At 73.9% G+C, this 26,020-nt stretch carries 22 protein-coding genes; 9 read left to right on the top strand and 13 right to left on the bottom strand.

Annotation, left to right across the window (positions count from 1 at the left end):
* Window positions 1-44 precede the first annotated feature (44 nt).
* The 6 genes from ABTY40_RS14685 to ABTY40_RS14710 form a co-directional block, all read right to left on the bottom strand.
* A complete protein-coding gene (locus ABTY40_RS14685) occupies window positions 45-3,860 on the bottom strand; it encodes a multifunctional oxoglutarate decarboxylase/oxoglutarate dehydrogenase thiamine pyrophosphate-binding subunit/dihydrolipoyllysine-residue succinyltransferase subunit (protein WP_352059822.1) in 3,816 nt (1,271 codons plus the stop codon).
* A gap of 269 nt (window positions 3,861-4,129) precedes the next feature.
* Window positions 4,130-5,182 carry a HAMP domain-containing sensor histidine kinase gene (locus ABTY40_RS14690; RefSeq protein WP_345288976.1) on the bottom strand — a complete coding sequence of 351 codons (1,053 nt, stop codon included), beginning with the start codon at window positions 5,180-5,182 and terminating at the stop codon, window positions 4,130-4,132.
* A gap of 107 nt (window positions 5,183-5,289) precedes the next feature.
* Window positions 5,290-6,024 (bottom strand): response regulator transcription factor, encoded by a 735-nt coding sequence (locus ABTY40_RS14695; RefSeq protein WP_309054624.1) that lies wholly within the window; start codon window positions 6,022-6,024, stop codon window positions 5,290-5,292.
* Between the two features lie 60 nt (window positions 6,025-6,084).
* Window positions 6,085-6,756, bottom strand: coding sequence for a spermidine synthase family protein (locus ABTY40_RS14700; RefSeq protein ID WP_352059823.1), 672 nt, complete (start codon window positions 6,754-6,756; stop codon window positions 6,085-6,087).
* Between the two features lie 517 nt (window positions 6,757-7,273).
* Window positions 7,274-7,702, bottom strand: a complete 429-nt coding sequence (locus ABTY40_RS14705; protein WP_352059824.1) for a hypothetical protein — start codon at window positions 7,700-7,702, stop codon at window positions 7,274-7,276.
* A gap of 132 nt (window positions 7,703-7,834) precedes the next feature.
* On the bottom strand, window positions 7,835-8,347 hold the full coding sequence (locus ABTY40_RS14710) for a hypothetical protein (protein ID WP_352059825.1): 513 nt from the start codon (window positions 8,345-8,347) through the stop codon (window positions 7,835-7,837).
* A 148-nt stretch (window positions 8,348-8,495) separates the two neighbouring features.
* Between ABTY40_RS14710 and lon the strand changes: the two genes are divergently transcribed.
* Both lon and ABTY40_RS14720 read left to right on the top strand, forming a co-directional pair.
* Window positions 8,496-10,910, top strand: coding sequence for an endopeptidase La (gene lon / locus ABTY40_RS14715; RefSeq protein WP_352059826.1), 2,415 nt, complete (start codon window positions 8,496-8,498; stop codon window positions 10,908-10,910).
* 89 nt (window positions 10,911-10,999) lie between these two features.
* A complete protein-coding gene (locus ABTY40_RS14720; protein WP_352059827.1) occupies window positions 11,000-11,665 on the top strand; it encodes a DUF4240 domain-containing protein in 666 nt (221 codons plus the stop codon).
* A gap of 31 nt (window positions 11,666-11,696) precedes the next feature.
* Here the strand turns inward: ABTY40_RS14720 and ABTY40_RS14725 are convergent, their stop codons facing one another.
* Together ABTY40_RS14725 and ABTY40_RS14730 are read right to left on the bottom strand one after the other, a co-directional pair.
* On the bottom strand, window positions 11,697-12,653 hold the full coding sequence (locus tag ABTY40_RS14725; RefSeq protein ID WP_352059828.1) for a lytic polysaccharide monooxygenase auxiliary activity family 9 protein: 957 nt from the start codon (window positions 12,651-12,653) through the stop codon (window positions 11,697-11,699).
* Window positions 12,654-12,908: 255 nt separating this feature from the next.
* Complete coding sequence (locus ABTY40_RS14730; RefSeq protein ID WP_352059829.1) at window positions 12,909-13,739, bottom strand: lysozyme; 831 nt, start codon at window positions 13,737-13,739, stop codon at window positions 12,909-12,911.
* A 242-nt stretch (window positions 13,740-13,981) separates the two neighbouring features.
* Here ABTY40_RS14730 and ABTY40_RS14735 point away from each other — a divergent pair, with 242 nt between their 5' ends.
* Entirely contained in the window at window positions 13,982-14,464 is a 483-nt protein-coding gene (locus ABTY40_RS14735) for a MarR family winged helix-turn-helix transcriptional regulator (RefSeq protein ID WP_352059830.1), read from the top strand.
* Between the two features lie 48 nt (window positions 14,465-14,512).
* Here ABTY40_RS14735 and ABTY40_RS14740 read toward each other — a convergent pair whose 3' ends face one another.
* Window positions 14,513-15,346 carry a hypothetical protein gene (locus tag ABTY40_RS14740; protein ID WP_352059831.1) on the bottom strand — a complete coding sequence of 278 codons (834 nt, stop codon included), beginning with the start codon at window positions 15,344-15,346 and terminating at the stop codon, window positions 14,513-14,515.
* A 359-nt stretch (window positions 15,347-15,705) separates the two neighbouring features.
* Between ABTY40_RS14740 and ABTY40_RS14745 the strand changes: the two genes are divergently transcribed.
* The 6 genes from ABTY40_RS14745 (at window position 15,706) to ABTY40_RS14770 (ending at window position 22,258) form a co-directional block, all read left to right on the top strand.
* The gene (locus ABTY40_RS14745; protein WP_352059832.1) at window positions 15,706-18,807 is read left to right on the top strand and encodes a sensor histidine kinase; all 3,102 of its coding nucleotides are present in this window, start codon (window positions 15,706-15,708) and stop codon (window positions 18,805-18,807) included.
* Entirely contained in the window at window positions 18,804-19,289 is a 486-nt protein-coding gene (locus ABTY40_RS14750; RefSeq protein ID WP_352059833.1) for a roadblock/LC7 domain-containing protein, read from the top strand. Before ABTY40_RS14745 ends, ABTY40_RS14750 begins: the two co-directional genes overlap by 4 nt.
* Window positions 19,286-19,708: a DUF742 domain-containing protein gene (locus tag ABTY40_RS14755; RefSeq protein WP_345288910.1), complete on the top strand. Its 423-nt coding sequence runs from the start codon at window positions 19,286-19,288 to the stop codon at window positions 19,706-19,708. The genes ABTY40_RS14750 and ABTY40_RS14755 overlap by 4 nt, the downstream gene beginning before the upstream one ends.
* 94 nt (window positions 19,709-19,802) lie before the next feature.
* The gene (locus tag ABTY40_RS14760; protein ID WP_345288991.1) at window positions 19,803-20,405 is read left to right on the top strand and encodes a GTP-binding protein; all 603 of its coding nucleotides are present in this window, start codon (window positions 19,803-19,805) and stop codon (window positions 20,403-20,405) included.
* Window positions 20,406-20,439: 34 nt separating this feature from the next.
* The gene (locus tag ABTY40_RS14765) at window positions 20,440-21,675 is read left to right on the top strand and encodes a styrene monooxygenase/indole monooxygenase family protein (RefSeq protein WP_352059834.1); all 1,236 of its coding nucleotides are present in this window, start codon (window positions 20,440-20,442) and stop codon (window positions 21,673-21,675) included.
* Between the two features lie 64 nt (window positions 21,676-21,739).
* Window positions 21,740-22,258: a DUF6584 family protein gene (locus ABTY40_RS14770; protein WP_352059835.1), complete on the top strand. Its 519-nt coding sequence runs from the start codon at window positions 21,740-21,742 to the stop codon at window positions 22,256-22,258.
* 29 nt (window positions 22,259-22,287) lie between these two features.
* Here the strand turns inward: ABTY40_RS14770 and ABTY40_RS14775 are convergent, their stop codons facing one another.
* The 4 genes from ABTY40_RS14775 to ABTY40_RS14790 all read right to left on the bottom strand — a co-directional run bounded on the left by ABTY40_RS14775 (window position 22,288) and on the right by ABTY40_RS14790 (window position 25,906).
* Complete coding sequence (locus ABTY40_RS14775) at window positions 22,288-23,724, bottom strand: C40 family peptidase (protein WP_352059836.1); 1,437 nt, start codon at window positions 23,722-23,724, stop codon at window positions 22,288-22,290.
* Between the two features lie 78 nt (window positions 23,725-23,802).
* Window positions 23,803-24,108: a DUF8847 domain-containing protein gene (locus ABTY40_RS14780; protein WP_352059837.1), complete on the bottom strand. Its 306-nt coding sequence runs from the start codon at window positions 24,106-24,108 to the stop codon at window positions 23,803-23,805.
* Between the two features lie 26 nt (window positions 24,109-24,134).
* The gene (locus ABTY40_RS14785) at window positions 24,135-24,857 is read right to left on the bottom strand and encodes a TetR/AcrR family transcriptional regulator (protein WP_352059838.1); all 723 of its coding nucleotides are present in this window, start codon (window positions 24,855-24,857) and stop codon (window positions 24,135-24,137) included.
* A 113-nt stretch (window positions 24,858-24,970) separates the two neighbouring features.
* A complete protein-coding gene (locus ABTY40_RS14790; protein WP_352059839.1) occupies window positions 24,971-25,906 on the bottom strand; it encodes an AurF N-oxygenase family protein in 936 nt (311 codons plus the stop codon).
* Window positions 25,907-26,020: the final 114 nt, after the last annotated feature.

A 26,020-nucleotide genomic window follows, 5' to 3' on the forward strand; every position in this document is an offset into this window, starting at 1 on the left:
AGGGGTGCCGGGCCTCCGTACGTACCGGGTACGCGGTACCGGGGTCAGGCGTCGAAGACCTCGTTGACCAGCTGCTGCTGCTCCGCCTGGTGGCGCTTGGCCGAGCCGACCGCCGGGGAGGAGGAGTGCGGGCGCGAGATCCGGCGCAGGCGCTCGCCCGCCGGGATGTCCGCGCCGACCGCCAGGTCGAGGTGGTCGATCAGGTTGAGCGCGATGAACGGCCACGCACCCTGGTTCGCCGGCTCCTCCTGGGCCCACAGGTACTTCTCGGCGTTCGGGTACTTGGAGATCTCGGCCTGCAGCTCGGCACCCGGCAGCGGGTACAGGCGCTCCACCCGGATGATCGCCGTGTCCGTGACACCGCGCTTCTTCCGCTCGGCGTCGAGGTCGTAGTAGACCTTGCCCGCGCAGAAGACGACCTTGCGGACGTCGGCCGCGTTGACCGACTCGTCTCCGATGACCGGGCGGAAGCCGCCGGTCGTGAACTCCTCCACCTTGGACGCCGCGGCCTTCAGACGCAGCATCGACTTCGGGGTGAAGACGATGAGCGGCTTGTGGTGCGGGTTGTGCACCTGCCAGCGCAGCAGGTGGAAGTAGTTCGACGGCAGCGTCGGCATGGCGACCGTCATGTTGTCCTGGGCGCACAGCTGGAGGAAGCGCTCCGGGCGGGCGGACGAGTGGTCCGGGCCCTGGCCCTCGTAACCGTGCGGCAGGAGCAGCGTGACGCCGGAGGTCTGGCCCCACTTCTGCTCGGCCGAGGAGATGAACTCGTCGACGACGGTCTGCGCGCCGTTGACGAAGTCACCGAACTGGGCCTCCCAGACGACCAGGGAGTCCGGTCGGGCCAGCGAGTAGCCGTACTCGAAGCCCATCGCCGCGTACTCGCTGAGCAGCGAGTCGTAGACGTTGTAGTGGGCCTGGTCCTCCGTCAGGTAGAGCAGCGGGGTGTAGTCCTCGCCGGTCTCCTGGTCCACCAGCACCGCGTGGCGCTGGCCGAAGGTGCCGCGGCGGGTGTCCTGGCCCGAGAGGCGGACCGGGGTGCCCTCCATCAGCAGGGAGCCGATGGCGAGGGTCTCGCCGAAGCCCCAGTCGATGGTGCCGTCGTCGATGGAGGCCGCGCGGCGCTGCAGCTGCGGCAGCAGGCGCGAGTGGACCGTGATCCGCTCCGGGACGTTGACCTGCGACTCGGCGATCCGCTTCACGACCTCCTGGGAGACCGCGGTGGTGACGGCGACCGGGAACTCGGCCCGGGCGTCCGGCACGTGCGTGGGCGCCGGGGCGGCGGTGGCCTCGCGGACCTCCGCGAACACCTTCTCCAGCTGTCCCTGGAAGTCCTGGAGCGACTGCTCCGCCTCCTCCAGGGTGATGTCCCCGCGACCGATGAGCGACTCGGTGTACAGCTTGCGCACCGAACGCTTCTTGTCGATCAGGTTGTACATCTGCGGGTTGGTGAACGAGGGGTTGTCGCCCTCGTTGTGACCGCGGCGGCGGTAGCAGATGAGGTCGATCACGACGTCCTTGTTGAACGTCTGGCGGAACTCGAAGGCGAGCCGCGCGACGCGGACCACGGCCTCCGGGTCGTCGCCGTTCACGTGGAAGATCGGCGCCTCGATCATGCGGGCCACGTCGGTCGCGTACATCGAGGAACGCGAGGACTCCGGGGCGGCGGTGAAGCCGACCTGGTTGTTGATGACGATGTGGACCGTGCCGCCCGTGCGGTAGCCGCGCAGCTGCGACATGTTCAGGGTCTCGGCCACGACGCCCTGGCCCGCGAAGGCCGCGTCACCGTGCAGGGCGACGGGGAGGACCGTGAAGTCCGTGCCGCCCTTGTTGATGATGTCCTGCTTGGCGCGGACGACGCCCTCCAGGACCGGGTCGACCGCCTCCAGGTGGGAGGGGTTGGCGACCAGGGAGACCTTGATCTGCTCGCCGTCGAGGCCCGTGAAGGTGCCCTCGGCGCCCAGGTGGTACTTCACGTCGCCGGAGCCGTGCATCGACTTCGGGTCGAGGTTGCCCTCGAACTCGCGGAAGATCTGCGCGTAGGACTTGCCGACGATGTTGGCGAGGACGTTCAGCCGGCCGCGGTGGGCCATGCCGATGACGACCTCGTCCAGGCGCGACTCGGCGGCCGAGTCGATGACCGCGTCGAGCAGCGGGATGACGGACTCGCCGCCCTCCAGGGAGAACCGCTTCTGGCCGACGTACTTCGTCTGCAGGAAGGTCTCGAAGGCCTCGGCGGCGTTGAGCCGGCGCAGGATGCGGAGCTGCTCCTCGCGCTCCACACGGGCGTGCGGGCGCTCGACGCGGTCCTGGATCCACTTGCGCTGCTTCGGGTCCTGGATGTGCATGAACTCGATGCCGGTGGTGCGGCAGTACGAGTCGCGGAGCACGCCGAGGATGTCGCGGAGCTTCATCATCGACTTGCCGGCGAAGCCGCCGACCGCGAACTCCCGCTCCAGGTCCCACAGGGTGAGGCCGTGCTCGGTGATGTCCAGGTCGGGGTGCTTGCGCTGCTTGTACTCCAGCGGGTCGGTGTCGGCCATGACGTGGCCGCGGACCCGGTAGGAGTGGATGAGCTCGAAGACGCGCGCGGCCTTGGTGACGTCGTCGTCGTGCGAGGCGTCGATGTCCTTGAGCCAGCGGACCGGCTCGTAGGGGATGCGCAGCGCCTTGAAGATGTCGTCGTAGAAACCGTCCTCGCCGAGGAGGAGGTTGGAGACGATCCGCAGGAACTCGCCGGAGGCCGCGCCCTGGATGACCCGGTGGTCGTAGGTCGAGGTCAGGGTCATGACCTTGGAGATGCCCAGCTTGTTCAGGGTGTCCTGGGAGGTGCCCTGGAACTCGGCCGGGTAGTCCATGGAACCGACGCCCATGATGACGGACTGACCGGGCATCAGACGCGGCACGGAGTGGACGGTGCCGAGGCCGCCGGGGTTGGTCAGGGAGACCGTGACGCCGGTGAAGTCCTCCATCGTCAGCTTGCCGACGCGGGCGCGCTTGACGATGTCCTCGTAGGCCTGCCAGAACTCGAAGAAGTTCAGCGTCTCGGCCTTCTTGATGCCGGCGACGACGAGCTGGCGGTCGCCGTTGGGCTTGACCAGGTCGATGGCGAGACCGAAGTTGACGTGCTCCGGCTTGACCAGGGTCGGCTTGCCGTCCTTCTCCGCGTACGACCAGTTCATCGACGGCATGGCCTTGATGGCCTGCACCATGGCGTAGCCGATGAGGTGGGTGAAGGAGATCTTCCCGCCCCGGGCGCGCTTCAGGTGGTTGTTGATGACGATCCGGTTGTCGAACAGGAGCTTCACCGGGACGGCGCGGACGGACGTGGCCGTCGGCATGTCCAGCGAGGCGTTCATGTTCTTCGCGACGGCCGCGGCGGGACCACGCAGGGTGATCAGCTCGGGGCCGGCGGGGGCCTCGGTCGCCTCCGGGGCCTTGGCGGCCGGAGCGGCGGCCTTGGCCGGGGCCGGAGCGGCGGCGGGCTTCGCGGCGGCCGGGGCGGCGGGGGCCGCGGCCGGCTTCGGCTGGGCCGGTGCCGGAGCGGTGGCCGGGGCGGGTACGGCGGCGGCCGGGGCGGCGGCGGGAGCGGCAGGCGCGGCCTGTGCGGGGCCCGTCTGCGGCGCGGCCGGCGCGCTCGGCGTGGTGGCGGCCGGGGCGGCGGGGGTCTCCGACGCTCCGGGCTTGTAGTCGGCGAAGAAGTCCCACCAGGCACGATCGACCGAATTCGGGTCCTGGAGGTACTGCTGGTAGATCTCGTCGACGAGCCACTCATTGGCACCGAAGGCGGTCGCGGGGCTCTTGCCCGCCCCGTCTTGGTCGGTCGGGGAGCTCGGGGTACTGGGGGACTGAGACGACACGGCGGCAACCGCCCTCTTCCGCTTCACAAGGTGATGGACAGCGGAAATAAAGGCTACGCCTGTCCGGCCGGGAGGTGCAGGCCGGGCACTCCAACGTCGCGCAAGTCACACTTGACGCGGCGTTTCACCGCCGTGAATGGCGGGAAACAACCGTGGTTCCCCCTGTGTGAGGGTACGGAAAAACACGGCTACGGCCGCCTTCGGCCGCATCCCTGATCACGTCATGCCCGCGTACACGCAGAACGTGTGCTTCCGGTTCGAACCCTACGTCAATCTCTGTAGGGAAGACTGCCCGGAAGAGTGACTCTGATGCGGCAGCCGCGTGATGATTCGGCCACTCCGATCCCGCCGCCGTGGAGATCGACCGCCCACCGGGCGATGGCCAGGCCGAGTCCGGTCCCGCCGTCGCTCCCCGGACCGTGCTGATTCGGCACCGTGCCCCGGTTGAAGCGCTCGAACACCTTGTGCCGCTCCGCCTCCGGGATGCCCGGGCCCTCGTCCTCGACCACCAGCTCCAGCGAGTCCGGGTACGGGCCGCGCCGGGCCCGGACCGTGACCCGGCCGTGCGGCGGCGAGTGCTTGACCGCGTTGTCGATGAGGTTCGCCATCACCTGGTGCAGCCGCTCCGGGTCCGCGTGCGCGGTCAGCTCGGGCGGTGACACGTCCAGGTGCAGATGGACGTCCGTACGGCGGTGGAGCCCCGACGTCGACGACAGCCCGCGCTGGGACGCGGCCAGGTTCGCCTCCCGCAGCACCCCGGAGAGGTACGGCCACACCTCGAAGCGGCGGGCCCGGAGCGTGACGACACCGTTGTCGAGACGTGACAGGTCCAGCAGGGTCTCCACCAGCCGGCCGAGGCGTTCCGTCTGCTTCAGCGCCGAGCGCATGGTCTCGGGATCGGCCTCGGAGACCCCGTCCACGACGTTCTCCAGGACCGCCCGGAGCGCGGCGATGGGCGTGCGCAGCTCGTGCGAGACGTTGGCCACCAGCTCCTTGCGGTGCCGGTCGACGGCCTCCAGGTCGTCCGCCATGCGGTTGATGGTGGAGGCGAGGTCGCCCAGCTCGTCCCGCCGGTCCGCGCCCTGCACCCGGCGGCTGAAGTCGCCGCGCGAGATCGAACCCGCCACCGTGTTCATCTCGTCCAGCGGCGCCGTCAGGGACTGCGCCACGAACTGCGTGATCAGCAGGGTCGCGATCATCGCGAAGATCGTGATGTACCGGAACTCGGTGGAGGTGCGGATCGCCACCAGGGCGAGCGCGGACGTCAGCAGCACCGCGCCGACCACCAGGGCGCCCAGCTTGGTCTTGATCGAGATCGAGATCCGCCGCCCGGTCCGCCCCGCGGGGGGCCCGCCGGCCCGCGTGAGCCTGCCCGGCCGGCCCGCGGGCCGGTTCGGGGCACGGTGGGGGACGCGGTCCGCGGCGCGGCTCACGGCGCCGGGGTCTCCAGCGCGTACCCGACGCCGTGCACCGTACGGATCCGCTCGGCGCCGATCTTCCGGCGCAGCGCCTTGATGTGCGAGTCCACCGTCCGGGTGCCCGAGGCGTCCGCCCAGTCCCACACCTCGGCGAGGAGCTGCTCGCGGGAGAGGACCGCCCGCGGGGTGTTCGCCAGACAGACCAGCAGGTCGAACTCGGTCGGCGTCAGGTGCACGTCCTCGGACCGCACCCGCACCCGGCGCTGCGCGTGGTCGATCTCCAGCTCGCCCAGGCGCAGTATGCCGCTGCGCGGGGTCACCGCCGCCAGCGCGGCCCGCTCCACGCGGCGCAGCAGCACGTGCACCCGGGCGGCGAGCTCGCGCATCGAGAACGGCTTCGTCATGTAGTCGTCCGCGCCGACCCCGAGCCCGACCAGCATGTCGGTCTCGTCGTCGCGGGCGGTCAGCATCAGGACCGGGACCGGCCGCTGCGCCTGGACCCGGCGGCAGACCTCCAGACCGTCGAAGCCGGGCAGCATCACGTCCAGGACCATCAGGTCCGGCTGCCAGGCCTCCGCGGCGTCGACGGCCGCGGGGCCGTCGGCCGCGGTCTGCACGAGGAATCCCTCGGCCCGCAGCCGGGCCGAGACGGCCTCCAGGATGGTCGCGTCGTCCTCGACGACGAGCACCCTGCGCTGGGCCCCCGGAGTGGCCGCACCCTGGTGAGTGGTGTGTGTCTGCTCCATTGCCCCGCCTCGCGTCGCCGATGTCGGTGCAGCAGCCTAGAGGTACCGGCGGCGTCCCGGCTACGCAGGCCTGATGCCGAGGTGGACCACGTCCGGGACGCCCCGGGCAACGGGGATCTCTTCGGTCCGTACCCCGCTGAATCCGGCATTCCGCAACGACTCTTCGAAATCGGTGGAGGGCCGCGCGGACCACACGGCGAGCACCCCGCCGGGGTTCAGCCGGGCCGCGCAGGACGCCAACCCCTCGGTGCCGTAGAGGTTTTCGTTGTCCTCCGTCACCGTCCAGTCCGGGCCGTTGTCGATGTCCAGGCACAGGGCGTCGTACGTGTCGGGGGAGGTCCGCAGGTACTCCACGAGGTCCGTGTGCAGGATCACGGTCCGCGGGTCGGCCAGCGCCGCCCCGGAGAGCGCGGCGAGCGGGCCGCGCCGGTGCCAGTGGATGATCGCCTCCTCCCGTTCCACGACGGCGATCCGCCCCCAGCGCGGGTCGGCCGCGGCGTGCGCGAGCGAGAACCCCACCCCGAGCCCGCCGATGAGGATCGAGGCACCGGCCCGGGCCTCCTCGGGCAGGGCGTCCCTGGCCGCGTCCACGAGAAGCCGCTCGGAGCGCCCGTCGGAGGTGTCCATCAGGAACGTGCCGTTGGCGATGATCTCGAAGTGCTCGGCGCGCCGCCGCAGCACCACTTCTCCGTACGGTCCCTCACGGCGGTCGAGGGTGACGGGGCTGGACATCGGGTTCACTCCGCTCTCGTCTCGGCAGCTGACGGCTCCCGGTCATCCTGTCGGGCGGGGCGGGGGCGGGACAAACGCCTTATGGGGCCGGGCGCGGGGTCCCGGGCCGGACGGGGTGGCGGGGGTACGGGTCCGGCCCTGGCTCCGGCGGTGGCCGAAATTCGCCCCCTCGTGGTTCGGGAAGTCAGCCGCCCGTGGGCCGGGGCCCCCGCCAGGCGCAGAGCGCCGTGCCCAGCACGAAGGCCGTCCCCGCGACGGCCCAGGTGCCGCCGCCACCAGGGCCGTACCGCCGTACGGTCCAGCACGCCGCTCGGGGTGTGCGGGCTCGTACCGACGCCCGCGGCGGCGAGCAGCGGGCCGAGGACGACCACCGGCAGCCGGGTCGCGTGGTCGAAACCGGGACGGGGGACCGGCCACCAGGCGCCCCACGCGGTGACCGCCGCCGTGCCGGCGAGGGCGGCGACCGCCCCCGGCAGGCCACGGGAGCGCGCGTACAGAAGGAACGGGGAGCCGCGGTTCACGGGGCCGGCACCTCCTCCGGGCGGCAGTGGTCGGCCGCGAGACGGCGGGCCAGGTAGGCGCGCTGGGCGGCGGGAGCCCTGGCGCGCGGCCGGTCCAGGTACTCCTGGGCGCCGGAGGGACCGGTGCCGTGCCCGGGCGGGGCCGGCGCCGGCCGCTCGTGCACGGCGAGGTGCACGAGGGCGGCGCGCTCCTGCCCCGGTCTCCGGAAGGCGTCCTCCTCGCAGGACCGCGCCAGCGGCTGCCCCACCGCCGCGTGGCGGAAAACCTCCGGTCGGGTGAGACGCCCCCGGACCGCCGTCCCCGCCCCGTCCGCGATCTCGACGTCTCCCGGTCCGGCGCCCGGACGACCGGCGCCGGCCAGTCCACCGGCCGTCCGCTCGCCACCACCGCCCGGCGGCCCGGCGCTCCCGTCCGTGCCGCTCACCCCGGCCCGTGCTTCCGCCTCGTCGTCCCTTCGAGGGCCTCCCCCTGAGGGGCGCAACAGTCTCACGCCCTGTCTATCGCCCGGCGGAGCCGCTTCGGTTCACGGCGGGCCGTACGTCCCTCGGGGCGGGGATCAGGGGCTCGTCGGCGGGCCGCCCTCCGGGAGGGCGTCGAGGACGCGCCGGAGCGCGGGCGGTACGGCGCCGTCGGTGGCGACGACGCGGTGCTGCCCGTGGGTGACGGTGTACCGGAAGCCGTCCCGGACCGGTTCGCCGGTGGGTTCGGCGGGCACCCGGTCGTACGCGGGGTCCTCCAGCGCCGCCCGCAGCCGGGCCACCCCGTCCGGGGTCATCCGGCCGTCGCGCGGCTCCTTCGCGCGGGAGTCCAGGGTCCAGCCGCCGTCCTCGTGGACGACCAGCCGGTTGCGCACCCCGGCGAAGCCGCCCGTGACGACGACCTCCACCAGCACCTCCTGGCCGCTCGGCTCCTGGCGCGGCGGCGAGGCCTGCCCGGTCGTCGCCGGGGCGGGCGAGGAGGGCTGCCCGGGCGGAGACGGCGCCTCCGTCCCGCAGCCGCTCGCCCCCGCGGCCACCACCACCGTCAGGAGCAGGGCCCCGCACCACCGTGCCCGTACGCGTCGCGTCATGGTCCGAGCATGCCCCTCCCGGGGGCGGGGCGCCGGGTGGACGCCGGTTCCCCCGGTGATCGCTCAGAGCGAACACGGGCCGGGGAACATTCACCGGCTCATGAGCATTGAGTCTGTACAGCTCAACTTGACTGCCGAAGGGGAGATCATGGCTTCTGAGTCCAAGGTGACCGCGCCGCTCACTCTGCCTGTGCTGCCGCTCGACGACGAGGTCGTGCTGCCCGGAATGGTGGTGCCGCTGGACCTGTCCGACAACGACGTACGGGCCGCCGTCGAGGCCGCCCAGGCCGCGGCCCGCCCCGGGACCGGCAAGCCCCGGGTGCTCCTGGTGCCCCGGGTCGACGGCACCTACGCCGCCACCGGTGTCCTCGGGACCGTGGAGCAGGTCGGGCGGCTCGCCGACGGCGACCCCGGCGCGCTCGTCCGGGGACGCGGCCGGGTCCGCATCGGCGCCGGCACGACCGGGCCCGGCGGCGCCCTGTGGGTCGAGGGCACCGCCGTCGAGGAGACCGTCCCCGACCCGCTGCCCGGCGCCGTGGCCGAGCTCGTCAAGGAGTACAAGGCGCTGGCCACCAGCTGGCTCAAGAAGCGCGGTGCCTGGCAGGTCGTCGACCGCGTCCAGCAGATCGACGGCGTCGGCGCCCTCGCCGACAACTCCGGCTACTCGCCCTTCCTCACCGTCGAGCAGAAGGTCGAACTCCTGGAGACCGCCGACCCGGTCGCCCGCCTCAAGCTCGCCACCGCCCAGCTCCGCGAGCACCTCGCCGAGCAGGACGTCGCCGAGACCATCGCCAAGGACGTCCAGGAGGGCGTCGACAAGCAGCAGCGCGAGTTCCTGCTGCGCCGTCAGCTCGAAGCCGTACGCAAGGAACTGCGCGAGCTGAACGGCGAGTCCGAGGGCGACGAGTCCGACGACTACCGGGCCCGTGTGGAGGCCGCCGACCTGCCGGAGAAGGTGCGCGAGGCCGCCCTCAAGGAGGTCGACAAGCTGGAGCGGGCCAGTGACCAGTCCCCCGAGGGCTCCTGGATCCGCACCTGGCTCGACACCGTCCTCGAACTGCCGTGGAACGAGCGGACCGAGGACCAGTACGACATCCCCGGCGCCCAGGCGATCCTGGACGCCGAGCACGCCGGCCTGCAGGACGTGAAGGAGCGCATCACCGAGTACCTGGCGGTGCGCAAGCGGCGCGCCGAGCGCGGCCTCGGCGTCGTCGGCGGACGCCGCGGCGGTGCCGTCCTCGCCCTCGTCGGTCCGCCCGGCGTCGGCAAGACCTCCCTCGGTGAGTCCGTGGCCCACGCCATGGGCCGCAAGTTCGTCCGGGTCGCCCTCGGCGGCGTACGGGACGAGGCCGAGATCCGCGGCCACCGGCGCACCTACGTCGGCGCCCTGCCCGGCCGCATCGTCCGGGCGATCAAGGAGGCCGGGTCCATGAACCCGGTGGTGCTGCTCGACGAGATCGACAAGGTCGGCTCCGACTTCCGGGGCGACCCGGCGGCCGCCCTCCTCGAAGTCCTCGACCCGGCGCAGAACCACACCTTCCGCGACCACTACCTGGAGGTCGAACTCGACCTCTCCGACGTCGTCTTCCTCGCCACCGCCAACGTCCTGGAGGCGATCCCGGAGGCGCTCCGCGACCGCATGGAGCTGGTCCGGCTCGACGGCTACACGGAGGACGAGAAGGTCGTCATCGCCCGCGACCACCTGCTGCCCCGGCAGCTGGAGCGGACCGGTCTGGAGCCGGGTGAGGTCGTCCTGGAGGAGGCCGCCCTGCGCAAGCTGGCGGGCGAGTACACCCGGGAGGCCGGTGTCCGCACCCTGGAGCGGTCCGTCGCCCGGCTGCTGCGCAAGATCGCGGCCCAGCACGAGCTGGGCGAGCGCGAGCTGCCCTGCACCGTCACCCCGGACGACCTGCGGGGCCTGATCGGCCGGCCGCACCACGTGCCGGAGTCCGCCCAGGACCCGGCGGAGCGGCGCACGGCGGTCCCCGGCGTCGCCACCGGCCTCGCCGTGACCGGCGCGGGCGGTGACGTCCTCTTCGTGGAGGCGTCGCTCGCCGACCCGGAGACCGGCGCCGCCGGGCTGACCCTCACCGGCCAGCTGGGTGACGTGATGAAGGAGTCCGCGCGGATCGCGCTCTCCTTCCTCCGCTCGCACGGCGCGGAGCTGGAACTGCCCGTCACCGGCCTCAAGGACCGGGGCGTGCACATCCACTTCCCGGCGGGCGCGGTCCCGAAGGACGGCCCGAGCGCGGGCATCACGATGACGACCGCGCTGGCCTCGCTGCTCTCCGGACGGCTGGTCCGCACCGACGTGGCCATGACCGGCGAGGTCTCCCTCACCGGCCGGGTCCTCCCGATCGGCGGAGTGAAGCAGAAGCTGCTCGCCGCGCACCGGGCGGGCATCACCACGGTCGTGATCCCCAAGCGGAACGAGGCCGACCTGGACGACGTCCCGGCCGAGATCCTGGAGAAGCTGGAGGTCCACCCGGTGACGGACGTCCGGCAGGTCCTGGAGATCGCGCTGGCCCCGGCCGAGGTGCCGGTCGAGGCGGTCGCGGCCTGACGGGACGTGAGGGCACGCAGGTGGGGCGTCTCCCCGGAAAGGGGGGCGCCCCACCGCCGTTGTCGGCCGGTGCTGGCATGCTCGACGGTATGAACGACGACGCCTTCTGGGCTCTCATGGACGAGTTGAGCCGCCGACCCGGCGACCGGGACGAGCGGCTGGAGTGGCTGGCGGGGGAGTTGCGGCGGCGTCCGGCCGCCGACAGCGTGGCCTTCCAGGTCCGGCTGGAGAGAGCGTGCGAGGCGGCGGACACCCGGGCCCTGTGGCGGGCGGCCGACCTGATCGAGGGCGGGGGCTGCTCGGACGACGGCTTCCACTACTTCACCCTCTGGCTGGTGGGGCAGGGGCGGAAGACGTACGAGTCGGTCCTCGCCGATCCGGACGCGCTCGCGGACGTGCCGGAGGTCCGGGCGCTGGTGGGCCGCCACCAGGAGGAGTGGGACGACGACGCCTGGCCGGAGTGGGAGGAGCTCGAGTACGTCGCGCAGGACGTGTACGACGAGCTGACCGGCCAGGAGGACGACGAGGGGGAGGAGTTCCACGCCGCGGTCGACGACATCCTGGACGCGGAGGAGCCGGACGCCGACGGGGAACGGGACGGTGAAGACGACCGCCTCGACGGGGATGACGAGGCCGGGGACTCCGGCGGCTGGGACGGGGGCGGCGGGTCACCGGCCGGTCCCGTGGGCCCGGCCGGCGGGAGCACCGCGCTGCCCCGGCTGGCCGCCCTCTTCCCGGCCGGGCGGTCCGTCTAGGCGGCCCACCGCCCGGCCGGGGTGCGGGGCGTCAGGCGGAGGGGGAGTGCCGGCGGCGGCCCAGGAGCAGGCTGCCCGCCGCGAAGACGGTGACGGCTCCGGCGCCCGCGAGGGCGAGGGGGAGCGGGGAGGCGGCCGGTTCGGCGGCGGCCCGGCTCGTCACGGCCCCCCTCTCCGGCCCCGTCTCCGTCGTTCCGGCGGCCCCGACCGGCCGGGCCTGGGCGGCGGCGAGGGCCGGGGGCCGCTCGTCGCCGCCGTGACCCGCGTGGCTCACGGTCGAGAGGGCGGCGCCCGCCGCGATCTCCGACTCCGCCGGCGCCTTCGCCGCCGTGGCGGTGGCGCCGCCGAAGGTGACGTCCGAGCAGCTGTAGAACGCCTCGGGGCTGTCGCTGCGCTGCCACACCTTGTAGACGACGTGGCGGCCGGTCCTGGCCGGGAGGGTACCGGTGAAGGAGTAGTGACCGTCGGTCGTGGACCGGGCGGTGGCGTGGACCGCCACGGGCGTCGGGTCCAGGTCCGACCACTTCAGCGGCCGGGTGGGGTCGAAGCCCTGCTTGGTGATGTAGACGGTCATCGTGCCCACGTGCGCCGCCGTCGCCCGGACCTTGAAGCCGAAGGAGCCGGGGGTGACGGCCGTCGCGGGCCAGTCGGTGCGGGCCCAGTCCAGTGCCCGGAACTTCTCGCGGTTGGCCGAGCAGAGCTTGCCGTCCGGGATGACGGCCCGGTGGTTGCCGGCCGCGTTGGCGATGTTGACCTCGTTCCAGTCGTAGAGCGGCTGGGTGCCGGAGTCGGCGACGAGGTCCTTGCACACCTGCGACCTGGGGGTCTCGGGCCCCTCGGCGAAACAGGCGGCGATGCGGCTGACGGGGTTGAAGACGGCCCCGTGGGCGCTCGCGGTGCCGGGGGTGAGGCCGACGAGCGCGGCGGCGGACAGGGACAGGGCGGCGGCGCCGGTGGCGGTGACGGCGGCACGGCGGTGGGACCTCATGCGGCGGCTCTCTCTCGTGCGTGGGGGAGTACGGGACGAGCGGTGGCACAACGACCTGCGGGCGCGGGCGAGTTGGGGACACGTCCGGCCGCCGTAGAGCCTCGCATTGGTCCATACCAATAGGCAAGAGGGTGGCCGGAAAAGCGGGAGCGGCCCCCGGGGTGCCGCCGCACACCCGGGAGCCGCCGTCCGCCGCTCCGTGGGGAGCCGCCGCCCCGCGCGGCCGCGCCCGGAGCGGCCGCGCGGGGCGGGCCGTCAGCCGCCGTTCGCGAGCGCCTGCACCCGCGAGAGGTCCCCGTTGAAGTGGTTGTGGTCACCGACCGTCGGGCCGGACGAGGTGTACTGCCACATCGTGTAGTACGGCCAGCCGGCGGGGAGTTCGCCCACCTCGGAGGCGTACCGCGCGATCCACAGCGGGTTCGTCGTGCCGAAGCCGGAGTAGTTCCCCGTGCACTGCTTCCACCAGCTCGTGGCGGTGTAGATCACCGCGTCCCGCCCGGTCCGGTACTTGTACCGGTTCAGGAAGTCCCGGATCCACGAGACCATTCCGGCCTGGGTCTTGCCGTAGCAGGTCGCGCCGTACGGGTTCCACTCGATGTCGAGCGCGCCCGGCAGGGTCCTGCCGTCCTTCGACCACCCGCCGCCGTTGTTCACGAAGTAGTCGGCCTGGGCGGCCCCGCTCGCCGTGTCCGGGGTCGCGAAGTGGTACGCGCCGCGGATCATGCCCACGCTGTACGCGCCGTTGTACTGCTGCGCGAAGTAGGGGTTCTTGTAGTACGTGCCCTCGGTGGCCTTCACGTAGGCCCACTTGACGCCGCTGTTCCACAGCGTGGTCCACGCCACGTTCCCCTGGTGGCTGGAGACGTCCACGCCTTCCGTCTGGACGGCCTGGACCGAGATGCCGCCCGGCCTGCCGTTCTGGCCGTCGTGCTCGATGACGCCCATGCCCATGTGGGCGGTGCCGCGGGCCGGGACCTGGCGGGTGCCCGGGTCGGGGGCGGCGCCGGCCGGGCCGGAGAGGGGGAGGAGGGCCAGGGCCGCGAGGGCGGCGCCGGCGAGGGTCGTTCCGGATCTGCGCACACGCATTGCGTGCCTCCGAAAGGCTCGGTGAGCTCGATGAGCTCCGCGGGGGGAGAGCGGGACGGCATGTCCTGGTGTGGACATGTCATTGATGTCGCCGGGAATGACGCTACGCACGTAGAACCGGTGGCGGAAGGGGTGCCGGGTGGCGCCGTTGGTCTACGCCTGCGAAATACTGAAAGAGCTGCGGCGATGGCCGCCGCGCCGGGAAACTTTCAGCGGCCGGAAGGCGCGTGGAGGGTGCTGACGTGCACGGAAGCGGTACGGGGAGTGACGGCGGAGCCACGCCGGGGGCGGGCGTCGACCGCGAATTCCTCGCCCTCGAACGCGAACTGGCGGTCTTCCTGCGCCGCGCCCGCGCCCAGTCCGGCGAGATGGCCCGCGAGGTCCACCCCGAACTGGAACCGGCCGCCTACGGCCTCTTCGTCCGACTCGACGACGCCGGCCCCCAGCGCGCCACCGAACTCGCCGCGTACTTCGGCGTCGGCAAGGCGACCATGAGCCGTCAGCTGCGGGCCCTGGAGGACCTCGGTCTGGTGGCCCGCGACCCCGACCCCGCCGACGGCCGTGCCTCCCTGGTCCGGCTGACCGAGGAGGGCCGCCACCGCTTCCGGCGCGTACGCGACGCCCGCCGTGAGCGCTACGTCCGCAAGCTCGCCGACTGGGACCGCGCGGAGGTGGCGGAACTCGCCCGCCTGCTCCACCAGTTCAATGTCCGCGCGGAGAGCTGAACCCCCGGCCCCCGGCCACCCTCCGCACCGCACCCCGGCCGCCCCGGCTCACCCGGTGCGCCCCCACCGGCCGGCCCCACCGCCGTCGCCGAGTCCGTCCCCCAGCTCCGCGTACACCGCCGTCGCGTCGTCGTGGAGCTTCCACCGGCGGGCGCCGCCCCGCGCCGCGTCCCGGGTCTCCAGGGACCGCACCCGGCGCAGCAGCCCGTACGGGCCCTCCTTCCGCAGGACCCCGAAGCACTCCGCCCAGCCGCCCGCGCCGAACAGCTCCACCCAGCGGCTCGCCCCGTCCGTGAGCGCCGCCAGGGCCCGTACCTCCGCCCGCGGGGTCGTACCGGTCACCGCACGCTCCGCGACCGCCGGATCGGCCGCCGCCGTGAAGAAGCCGCCCTCCCGGTTGCGCAGCCGGTCGGTCGCCGCCACCGAGCGCCGCACCTCGTCCGGCACCCGGTCGAGCCGGTCGTCGAGGACGGCCCGGACCGCCCCGCCCGGCGCCTCCAGGAGCAGCGCCGAGTCGGAGAGGACCAGATGCTCGACGGTGCTCTCGTCCCAGCGGGCGAGGACCACCGTCGCCTGGGGCGTACGGGCGTGAGAAAGGTCACAGGTGGCGCGGTGGGCGTCCGTGGTGCGCCGGATTGCCTCCGCGAGGATCTCGCGGAGGGGCATCTCGGGCCGGGAAGCGGACAGTTCGGTCAAAGCCCCGCCCAGGCGGGCGGTGAACCACGGGACCGGGTGCACACACCCGACGTCCCCGGCGGGTGGTGTCACCCCGTCGAGCAGGACGACCGTCCCCCCGCGTCCGCAGGCGGCCGGAGCAGCGGCTCCCCAGTCCTCGTTGGGGCGTTCGGGGCTGCCGGGCAAGGAGGCGACGTGGCTGCGCATGACGGCCAGTCTGCTGGCCGCGCCCGGACCTTCACAACACCTGCAAACGGCGGCAAAAAGGCCTGTACCAAGGGGTGGCGGGGTGCGATCCCGGCGGAACCGGAGGCTCCGGCGAGCTGCGGGCGGGCATCCTGCCAAAGCCCGCGCGGAAGATCCAACCGGGGCCCCTTCCGGGCCCTCCGGAGGCGGGGTGGCGAGTTGTTCGCCAACTCATGAGTGTTGTTCACTCGTTCGGGTGGCGGTGCGGCCGATGCGCGCCCCCTTACCCGAAGCGCTGGAATGGTCGGAATCCGTACCAGGGGTGGGGGCGCTCCATGTGACCGGTCGTCACCTCTGCTTTGTGGGCGGACGAGTCAAGAATGCGAGCACCGGTGCAGAAGAAGCGGCCTCGGAGCAACAACGGCACGCGGAGTCGGACCCCCGGTGAGCCGCCGGCCTCCGGCGGCGCCCCGGCGACCCCCGCTGCCTCCGCCGACCGTCCCGCCGCCTCCCCCGACACCGCCCCCGCCGTCCCGGCCCCCGCGGCTCCCACCGGCCGGGCCAAGCGCGTGCGCAACCGGCTCGTCGCCGGGGTCGCCCTCGTCGGCGTCACCGTGCTCGCCGCCGGCGCCCCCGCCGTCCTCACCGCCTCCGCCGAGCTCACCGAGTCCCAGCGCCTCGTCACCCTCGCCGAACTCGACCGGCAGGCCGTCACCCTGGCGCACTCGCTCGCCGACGAGCGCGACGAGGTCGTCGCCTTCATCGCCGCCGGCCGGGACGCCCAGACCGGCTCCGCCCAGGACAAGCGGCAGATCACCTCCACCCGCTCCGCCCGCGTGGACCGGCAGATGGACGAGATCCGGCCCGCCGCACCCGACGAACTGCGCCGCGACCTCGCAGGCGTGCCCTCCGTCCGCCGCACCGCCCTCACCGGCAAGGGCACGGCCCTGGAGGCCCACAAGGCGTACACCGACATCATCGTCAAGCTCCAGGCCCTCGCCGACGAGCTCGCCGAGAAGACCCCGGCCCGCGCCGCCGACGCCGCGCTCACCGAGGCCACCCGCGCCCCGGCCGCCCTCGGCCGCGCCGTCGAACAGGCCTCCGCCACCCGCGGACTGCTCGTCGCCGCCCTCGCCGTCCCGCGGCCCGAGCCCACCGGTGAGGTCCGCTACGACCCCACGACCGGCACCTACGTCCCCGAGGAGCCCGAGGGCGCGGCCGAGGCCGACCGCGTCCGCGACGCCCTCACCGCCGCCGCCCAGCAGGCCCGCGTCCGGGAACTCGCCGCCCTCGGCGACTTCGACCAGTCCGCCGGCACCGCCGCCCGGGACTCCCTCGCGGCCACCGTCGCCGGGCCCGACGTCAAGAACGCCGAGCGGTCCCTCGCCTCCCTCACCGACCAGCCCCGGCTGACCGAGCGCGAGCGCACGACGTCCCCGGCCGCCCTGGAGTCCGCGCTCTCCGCCCGCATCGAGCAGATGCGCGGGGTCGAGTCCGCCCTCGCCGCCGAGCGGGTCGAGCGGATCGCCGCCCTCCGCGACGACGACGTCACCGCCCTCGAACTGCGCGTCGCCTTCCTCGGCGGCTGCCTGCTCGTCGCCCTCGGCGTCTCCACGTACGTCGCCCGCAGCCTCACCCGGCCGCTCGCGGTGCTCCGCATCGGCGCCGCCCGGCTCGCCGCCGCGCCGACGCCGCAGACCGAGGAGCCGGTCCGCTTCACCGGCCGCAACGACGAGTTCGCCCAGGTCGTCCGCTCGCTCAACACGCTCCACGCCCAGCTGTCCGGCCTCTCCGCCCACGCCGAGCGGCTCGCCGGCCGGAACGCCGACCTGGAGGCCGACAAGGAGGCCGTCGGCGCCGAGCTCGCCGCCCAGCGCGCCGACCTCCAGGGCCGCGTGGCGCTGCTCACCGCCGACCTGGAGCGGCTCAAGGGCACCGTCCAGCACACCTTCGTCAACCTCTCCCTGCGCAGCCTCGGCCTCGTCGAGCGCCAGCTCGGCGTCATCGAGAAGCTGGAGGAGCGCGAGCAGGACCCGGACCGCCTGGCCACCCTCTTCAAGCTCGACCACATGGCGACGGTCATGCGCCGCCACAGCGAGAACCTCCTCGTCCTCGCCGGCCACGAGCACGTCCACGGCCACGCCGGGCCCGTCCCGCTCGTCGACGTGCTGCGCGCCGCCGTCAGCGAGATCGAGCGCTACGAGCGGGTCACCATCCAGTCCCTCCCGCCGCACGCCCAGGTGGCCGGTTTCGCCGCCGACGACCTCAGCCACCTGATCGCGGAGCTCCTGGAGAACGCCACCTCCTTCTCGCCGCCGGACGCCGAGGTCCAGCTGTCCGGCTGGCTCCTGGAGAGCGGCGAGGTCATGCTCTCCGTCCAGGACGCGGGCATCGGCGTCGCCCCGGCCCGGCTCGCCGAGCTCAACGCCCGCCTCGCCGAGGCCGACCCGGACGCCTTCGAGGGCGAGGGGCTCGGCATGCGGGTCGTCGCCCTGCTCGCCGCCCGCCACGGCGTCAGCGTCCAGCTGCGCGAGCAGAAGCCGGGCGGGACGGCGGCCGTCGTCGTCCTGCCGCTGCCGTTGCTGCCCTCCGCCCCGCCGGCCTCGGCCGTCCCCGAGCCGGTGCGCGCTGGGGGCTCCGCGCCCACGATCAACCTGCCGGGCTCGGTCGCCGAGGCCAACTCCAACACCCTCCCGTCCCGCACCAGGGACCCGCTGGTGGAAGCCGCCGAGCGGGCCCTCCACGCGGCCGGGGACCAGGGCGCGCCCGAGGCACCGGCGCGACCCGGCCCGGTGGCGGAGTCGGCGGCCGGTCGGCCGCCGGTCCCCGCGGAGCCCGTACGGGACGAGGCCGAGCCCGCGCCGGACGCCCCCGGGCCGGACGCCCCCGCACCGGAGCAGGCCCGCTCCGCGCCCGAGGAGCAGGCCCCCGCGCCGGAGAAGACCTCCGCGCCGGTGCGGCCCGGCGTGGACGTCCCTGAGGCGGTCTCCGAGACCACGCTCCAGGTCCGGCTGCCCGACCCGCGTCCGGAGCCGGACGCGCACGACCGCGCGCCCGAGGACCCCGCGTACGACCCGTACGGCGAGCCCCCCGGCGCGTACGACGAGACTCCCGGCGCTCCGGAGCCCGCCACGGGCCCCGCGCAGCAGCCGGTGCCGGAGCCCGCACCGGGCCCCGTCCACCCCGGCCCCGCACAGGGAACGGCCGCCGACCAGGCCGTCCCCGGACCGCGTCCCGCGCAGTGGGAGCGGGTCACCGACAAGGGGCTGCCCAAGCGGACCCCGCAGGTGGTCCGCCAGCCCGAGGGGTCCGCGGCGCGGCGCCGCGGCAGCGTCGACGCCGAGGCCCTGCGCCGCCGGCTCGGCGGCTTCCACCAGGGCGCCAAGAACGGCCGCCGGGACGTGGAGGCGGAGATAGCCGCGGCGGGAACCGCGCGTACAGAGGAGAACACGGGGGACACCGTCGAGGAGGCACGCAGTTGACCGCGACCGGAACATTCGGACTGAGCACGGAAGCCCGCAACCTGCACTGGCTGCTGGGGAATCTCGTCGAGGAGGTGCCGGGCGTCCGCTCGGTCGCCGTCGTCTCCTCCGACGGACTGCTGCTGCTCTCCTCCGACCCGGCTGCCCAGCCGGTCACCGCCGACGAGGCCGGCCGCCCCCAGGGCCCCCGGGGCTCCAGCGCCGATCTGGCCACCATCGTCTCGGGCATCGGCAGCCTCACCGTCGGCGCCGCCCGGCTGATGGACGGCGGCGGCGTCAAGCAGACCATGGTGGCGATGGAGGAGGGCAGCGTCTTCGTGATGTCGATCAGCGATGGCTCGCTGCTCGGCGTCCACGCCGAACCCGACTGCGACATGAGCGTCGTGGCCTACCACATGGCCCTCTTCGTGGGCCGGGCCGGCCACGTCCTCACCCCCGAGGTCCGCAGCGAACTGCGCAAGTCGATGGAGGGCGGCCGGTGACGTCGCTGTCGTCGGGGTTCCACCCCCACAGGCTGCCCGTACGGGGGGAGGGGCGCCGCCCCGCCCGCGTGCGCCCCTACTCGCTGACCGGCGGCCGCACCCGCTTCGGCCACGTGCTGCTCGTGGAGACCTTCGTGGCCGCGCTCGAGGCGCCGGCCGCCCGCAAGGTCCTGACGGACGGCGGGCCGGGAGCCCGCGGGCTGATGCCCGAGATGCGGGCCATCGTCGAGATCTGCCGCCGGATGCGGACCGTCGCGGAGATCTCGGCACTTCTGAAGATGCCGTTGGGAGTCGTCCGGGTGCTGCTCAGCGACCTGGCCGACCAGGGAAAGATCCGTGTGTACGGGACCGGTCACGGCACCGGCCAGCCCGACCGCGCGCTCCTCGAAAGGGTGCTGAGTGGACTCCGTCGTCTCTGACGCCACCGCCGTCGTACCGGCGGACACCGCCGTCGTCCCCGAGCCCGCGGCGGCCACCGTCACCGTCCCCGCCCAGCCGCGGGCCGGCGATCCCCTGCCCGGCGCCGACACCGAGGAGGGCGCCCAGGACTGGCAACTGGACCACAGCCGCGCCCCGATCGCCACGAAGATCGTGGTCGCGGGCGGCTTCGGCGTCGGCAAGACCACCTTCGTCCGCGCGGTCTCGGAGATCACCCCGCTCCAGACAGAGGCCCTGATGACCCGGGCCAGCGAGGACACCGACGACCTCACGGCCACGCCGGACAAGCTGACCACGACCGTGGCCATGGACTTCGGCCGGATCACGCTCGACAACGACCTCGTCCTGTACGTGTTCGGCACGCCCGGCCAGCAGCGCTTCTGGTTCATGTGGGACGACCTGGTGCGCGGGGCGATCGGCGCGATCGTGCTCGCCGACACCCGCCGGCTCACCGACTGCTTCCCGGCCCTCGACTACTTCGAGAGCTGCGGGCTGCCGTACATCGTGGCCGTCAACCACTTCGAGGGCACCGAGCGGTTCGAGGTGGAGGACGTACGGGAGGCCCTGACGGTGCCCCCGCACGTCCCCGTGGTGATCATGGACGCGCGCAAGCGCTACAGCGTCGTGGAGACGCTGCTCGCCATGGTCGCCCACGCGCTCGAAGCCACCCCCGAATAGCCCTCCCCGTCACGTCACGCCAGGAGCACCACCCATGCGGAAGATACTCATAGTCGGGGCCGGACAGTCCGGTCTTCAGCTCGCCCTCGGCCTCCAGTCGCAGGGCTACGAGGTCACCCTCATGTCGAACCGGACGGCGGACGAGATCCGCTCCGGCCGGGTCATGTCCACCCAGTGCATGTTCCACACCGCCCTCCAGCACGAGCGCGACCTCGGCCTCAACTTCTGGGAGTCGCAGGCCCCGAGGATCGAGGGCCTCGGCGTCTCCGTCGCCGCCCCCGACGGCGGCCGCGCGATCGACTGGGTCGGCAGGCTCGACGGCTACGCCCAGTCCGTCGACCAGCGCGTGAAGATGGCCGGCTGGATGGAGACCTTCGCCCAGCGCGGCGGCCAGCTCGTCATCCACGGCGCCGCCGTCGGCGACCTCGACTTCTTCGCCCGCCGCTACGACCTGGTGCTCGTCGCCGCCGGCAAGGGCGAACTGGTCTCCATGTTCGGCCGGGACGCCTCCCGCTCCCCCTACAGCGAGCCGCAGCGCGCCCTCGCCGTCGCCTACGTCCACGGCCTCGGCCCGCGCCCCGAGCACCCCGACTTCGACGCGGTGCGCTGCAACGTCGTCCCCGGCGTCGGCGAACTCTTCGTCATGCCGACCCTCACCACCGGCGGCCGCGCCGACATCCTCTTCTGGGAGGGCGTGCCCGGCGGCCCGCTCGACGTCTTCCAGGGCGTCAAGGACCCCTCGGAGCACCTGGCGCTGACGCTGGAACTGATGGAGCGCTTCACGCCCTGGGAGTACGCGCGCGCCACCAAGGTCGAACTCACCGACGCGGGCGGCACCCTCGCCGGCCGGTACGCGCCGACCGTCCGCAACCCCGTGGGCCGCCTGCCCGGAGGCGGCCTGGTCCTCGGCGTCGCCGACGTGGTCGTCGCCAACGACCCCATCACCGGCCAGGGTTCCAACTCGGCCTCCAAGTGCGCCGCCGCGTACCTCGCCGCCATCGTGGAGCACGGCGACCGCCCCTTCGACGAGGAGTGGATGCGGGCCACCTTCGACCGCTACTGGCAGACGGCCCAGCACGTCACCAAGTGGACCAACGCCATGCTCGCCCCGCCGCCGGAGCACGTCCTGAACCTCCTCGGCGCCGCGGGACAGCTCCAGCCGGCCGCCGACCGCTTCGCCAACGGCTTCAACGACCCGGCGGACTTCGAGAACTTCTTCTACGACCCGGAGAAGACGAACGCCTACCTGGCCTCGCTCACCGGCGCCTGAGGCAGGGCCTTCCCACCGGCGAAAACCGGTCGAGAACCGGGGCGCGGGCCGGGATCATGGGGCCATGCCCCTCGACGAGACCCTGGCCCGGGTGGACGCCGACCTGGCCGCCGGGCGCGTGCCCCTGGCACGACAGCGCCTGCGCGGCCTCGTCGGGTCGTACCCGTGGGACCTGACGCTCCGACGCCGGCTCGCCGAGGTCTACCGGCTGTACGGGGACGCGGCCGAGGCGGGGCGCTGGACGTACCTGGAGGAGGACCGCGCGCCGGAGGAGACCGCCGCCTTCGAGCGTCGGTACGTCTCCGCCCGGTGGCGCATGAAGGCCCTCGCCTGGCGGGGCCCGGAGGCGCTCGCGGCCACCGCCTTCGCGGCGGAGCGGCTCGCGGAGGTCCGGGAGGCCTGCGCGGCCGAGGTGGGGCGACCGGTGGACTGGGACGAGCCGGTCCCGTTCGACGAGGACGGGGAGGGTTTGCCGGACGAGGGCGGCCGGTCCGGCTGCGTCGTGGTCACCGTCGGGGCGTTCCTCGGCGGCACCGTGATGGCGGGCATCTGGCTGAAGGGCCTCCTCTCCCTCTTCGAGTGAGCCTCGGGCGGCGCCCCGGCGCTCCCGGTTCAGGCCGTCGCGTCGTACCCCTCGTCCGAGCCGTCCCGCGCGCCCGCCGGAAGCCGTGGCGGTTCGTAGGAGGGGAGCGCCGCCCCGTCCGGGTCGGGACGTACGGCGCCGAGGAGCGGGTTCGCGGCGACGGGGGAGACCTTCACCCGGCCGCCGGGCCGCGGCGCGTGCACCACCAGTCCCTCGCCCAGGTAGAGGGCGACATGGGTGGCGCCGGGGAAGTAGACCACCAGATCGCCCGGGCGCAGCTCGGTCAGCGGGACCCGGGGCAGCCGGGCCCACTGCTCCTGGCTGGTGCGCGGGATGTCCCGGCCGGCCGCCGCCCACGCCCGCCGCGTCAGCCCCGAGCAGTCGTACGCGTCCGGGCCCTCCGCCCCCCACGCGTACGGGGTGCCGATCCGGTCCACCGCGAAGCGGAGGGCCGCCGCGCCCGCCCGGGACGGGGTGCGCAGGCCGTCGAGGACCCCCGAGTCCAGCAGGGTTCGCTGGGCGCCCGCCGTCTGTGCCCGCTCCAGTTCGGCCAGGCGGGTCAGCTGCGCGGGGGAGAGCGAGGCGAGCAGCCGTTCGACCTCCCGGAGCCGGGCCGTGACCTGCGTGTGCTGGGTCCGCTGCCGCGCGGCGAGCGCCCGCTGCCGCTCCAGGGCCTCGGCGGAGGCGGCGGCGAGCGTGCCGGCCCGCCGCTCGGCGTCCCTCAGCCGGGCGATCGTCGTGGCCCGGTCCCGGGCGGCGCGCGCCATCAGGTGGCTCTGGTCCAGGGCGGCCCGGGGGTCGGGGGCGAGGAGGAGCCGCAGCGCCGGGGAGAGGGCGGACCGGCCCTGGTACTGCTCCCGCGCGAGCCGCCCGGCCGCGTCCCGCGCCCGGGCGAGGGCCTGGCGGGTGTCGGCCAGCTCGGCCGTGACCTTCCGGGCGTCGGCGGCCTGGAGCTTCAGGGCCTCCGCCGTGGCGTTGTACCGCTCGGTGGCCTCCTCGGCCTGCCGGTAGAGCGTCCGGAGCCGGGTCAGCAGCGTGGTGACGGAGTCACCTCCGGAGGGCGGGAGCGCGGCGGCGTCGTCGTCCCCGGCGTGGGGTCCGGCGGTAGTGGGGGGCTCCACGGGGGCGGGCTCACCGCCGGGCGGTGCCGTCGCGGGCGCTTCGGCGGGGGCGGGGACGTCGGAGCGCGGCGGCCCGGTGGGGGCGGGCTCCCCCGTGGGCGGTTCCTCGCCGGGGGCCGGCTCACCGGCGGGCGGTGCCGTGACGGGTGGCTCGCCCGCTTCCCCGGCGGGTGCCTCGCGGTCCGGGGCCGCCGGGGGCGCGGTGGGCCCTGCCGGCGGGCCGGCGGGCGTACCGGCCGGCGCGGCGGTGGCTCCCGCCGGTTCCGACAGGCCCGTGACCGGCGTCAGCGCGGTCGACGCGGCGAGCATCCCCGTGCAGACCGTGCGCAGCAGCCATCGCGACACGTCATCACCACCTCCACCGGGATGATGACGCGTCACTTCATCCGATTACCGTACGCATCGGGGCGCGTTCCCGATGCGTCACCCGTTCGGCTCCGCGTCCCGCCGCGGCTCCGCCGCCGGCGCCGGCTTGGACCAGGGCCACTTGAGCTCGCGCCGCTCCCGTCCCTCGGGGGCGTACACGTACACCCACCCGCGCTGGAGCCCCAGCCGCCTCGTGTAGCCGGCCGGTTCGCGGCGGTACGCGTACACGGTCGGCGGCCGGCCGTCATGGGCCGGCACCGGCACCTCGTACCACTTGGGCGGGTGGCCGGTCGGCCCGACCAGGATCGGCAGGACCCGGCCGTCCAGAGGACCGCCGCGGAAAGGGGTGTTCTCGCTTCTCACCCCTCCAGTCTCCCCCGGCCCCCCGGTCACAGCAGACGGGCGGCCACCCCCACCACGGGTATCACCCGGCGGGCCAGGCGCGCGACCGGACCGTCCGGCGTCTCCTGGGCCAGCAGGTGCGTGACCACCCCGGCGGTCTCCGCGTCGCTCGCCGTGCCGGCGGCGAGCACGGCGACCAGGTGGTCCACCAGCCAGTCCCGCAGCTCACCCGGCGGCGGCTGCTTCCCCTCGTCCAGCCAGATCAGGGAGGCCGCCTCGACGGCCGCGATCCAGGTCCGCACGAGCATCCGCAGCCGGGGCCCCGGCCGCTCCGCCGCCAGGTGGACGTAGATCTGCTCGGCGGCGGCCCGGCGCACCTCGTCCACGATCGCGGTCGTCCGGGAGGTCTCCACGACGCTGCCGCCGCGCAGCAGCGCGCTGAACCCGGCGTCGTGCTCCTCCACGAAGGCCAGGTAACGGTCGAGGACCCGCCCGAGCCGTTCGGTGGGGGGTCCGGCGGGCGGCTCGGCGAAGCACCGGTTCAGCACGTCGGCGGAGGAGCGCAGGGCCGCCTCGTACAGCTGCTGCTTGCCGCCGGGGAAGTAGCGGTAGACGAGGGGGCGCGAGACCCCGGCCGCCTCGGCGACGTCGTCGAGCGACACCTCGTCGGGCGGCCGGTGGGCGAAGAGGCCCAGAGCCGCGGTGAGGAGCTGGCCGCGCCGCTCCTCGACGCTGAGCCTGCGGTAGGCGGGAGAGGCGGCGCTCGTCATGCCCGCAGCGTAACCCCGGCCCCCGCGCCCCGGTCCGGGAGCGTGGGGAACCCGCCGCCGCCCGCGAGCCCGGCCCCCGCCCCGGTGCGCGGGGAACCGGCCGCCGTCCCTCCTCAGGCCAGCAGCCCCGAGGACTTCCAGAGCCGGCGGCCCGGGCCGCGCAGGACGCCGATGTCGTCGAGGAAGTCCGTCAGACGCCGGGCGCCGGTCCGCATGACCTCGCGCCGGTGGCCGCTCGCCCTCACCTGGGCCACCGCCTCCCGCCGGTCCAGGCCCACGGCCTCGTACACCCCCGGGTTGACGAAGCAGACGGAGAAGACCCTCGCGGCCTCGCCGCAGCTCAGCCGGGTGAACTCCTGCTCCCAGCGCGGGGCCGTCACCATCTGGCGGCGCAGCTCCTCGCGGGCGTACCGGACGTGCCGGGCCTCCTCCACGACGTGGATGCGGGTGACGCCGCGGACGAGCGGCTGCACCCGCTCGTCCGGGAAGGTCAGGCGCTGCATCCAGTCGAGGATCTCCTCGCCGAGGAGGGTGGCGGCGAAGGAGCCGGGGGTGGTGGAGACGGTCTTCAGGACGCGCGCGAGGTTGTGGTAGCGCCGCGGCACCGGGTACGCGGGCGTGCCGCCGTGCCGGATCAGCCGGGCGAACATCATCGAGTGCCGGCACTCGTCCGCGATCTCGGTGAGCGCGTAGCGCACGTGATGACTGGTCAGTGACTTGTCGTAGATGTGCCGCACGAGCAGCTGCATCAGAATGATCTCGAACCAGATGCCGAGCGAGGCGAGCGAGGCGGCCTCGTGACGCGAGAGGTCGATCCTCTGCTCCTCGGACATCCGCCGCCACAGCGGCGTGTCGTAGAGGGAGACGAGCTCCGGCGGCCAGAACCAAGCGCCGTCCTCGAAGGGGCTGTCCCAGTCCAGCTCGGTGTCCGGGTCGAAGGAGTGCTTGCGGGAGGACTCCAGGAGGCGTTCGGCGACCTGTTCCCGGTCGCGCAGCGGCCCCAGGGCGTCCCGGAGGAGTGAGAAGTCGGGCTCGGTGAAGGGGGTCATGATGAGGCACCTCGTCGCGCTCGCCGGCACGTCCACGGATCGACCGGGGTTACCCGGGGTATCTCCTTATGAGACCGCCCGTCAGCAGGGTCGTCAATCCCCCGCGCGGGACGT

Origin of the sequence: Streptomyces sp. NPDC126503 (genome assembly GCF_040302405.1) — a bacterium.
GTDB classification, from domain to species: Bacteria; Actinomycetota; Actinomycetes; order Streptomycetales; family Streptomycetaceae; genus Streptomyces; species Streptomyces gulbargensis.

Excerpts from the sequence above, each read along its gene's own strand:
- ABTY40_RS14740 (WP_352059831.1), bottom strand. The coding sequence starts at position 15,346 with ATGCGCAGCCACGTCGCCTCCTTGCCCGGCAGCCCCGAACGCCCCAAC.
- ABTY40_RS14790 (WP_352059839.1), bottom strand. The coding sequence starts at position 25,906 with ATGACCCCCTTCACCGAGCCCGACTTCTCACTCCTCCGGGACGCCCTG.
- ABTY40_RS14785 (WP_352059838.1), bottom strand. The coding sequence starts at position 24,857 with ATGACGAGCGCCGCCTCTCCCGCCTACCGCAGGCTCAGCGTCGAGGAG.
- ABTY40_RS14710 (WP_352059825.1), bottom strand. The coding sequence starts at position 8,347 with ATGACGCGACGCGTACGGGCACGGTGGTGCGGGGCCCTGCTCCTGACG.
- lon (WP_352059826.1), top strand. The coding sequence starts at position 8,496 with ATGGCTTCTGAGTCCAAGGTGACCGCGCCGCTCACTCTGCCTGTGCTG.
- ABTY40_RS14700 (WP_352059823.1), bottom strand. The coding sequence starts at position 6,756 with ATGTCCAGCCCCGTCACCCTCGACCGCCGTGAGGGACCGTACGGAGAA.
- ABTY40_RS14765 (WP_352059834.1), top strand. The coding sequence starts at position 20,440 with ATGCGGAAGATACTCATAGTCGGGGCCGGACAGTCCGGTCTTCAGCTC.
- ABTY40_RS14725 (WP_352059828.1), bottom strand. The coding sequence starts at position 12,653 with ATGAGGTCCCACCGCCGTGCCGCCGTCACCGCCACCGGCGCCGCCGCC.
- ABTY40_RS14720 (WP_352059827.1), top strand. The coding sequence starts at position 11,000 with ATGAACGACGACGCCTTCTGGGCTCTCATGGACGAGTTGAGCCGCCGA.
- ABTY40_RS14770 (WP_352059835.1), top strand. The coding sequence starts at position 21,740 with ATGCCCCTCGACGAGACCCTGGCCCGGGTGGACGCCGACCTGGCCGCC.
- ABTY40_RS14730 (WP_352059829.1), bottom strand. The coding sequence starts at position 13,739 with ATGCGTGTGCGCAGATCCGGAACGACCCTCGCCGGCGCCGCCCTCGCG.
- ABTY40_RS14695 (WP_309054624.1), bottom strand. The coding sequence starts at position 6,024 with ATGGAGCAGACACACACCACTCACCAGGGTGCGGCCACTCCGGGGGCC.
- ABTY40_RS14745 (WP_352059832.1), top strand. The coding sequence starts at position 15,706 with ATGCGAGCACCGGTGCAGAAGAAGCGGCCTCGGAGCAACAACGGCACG.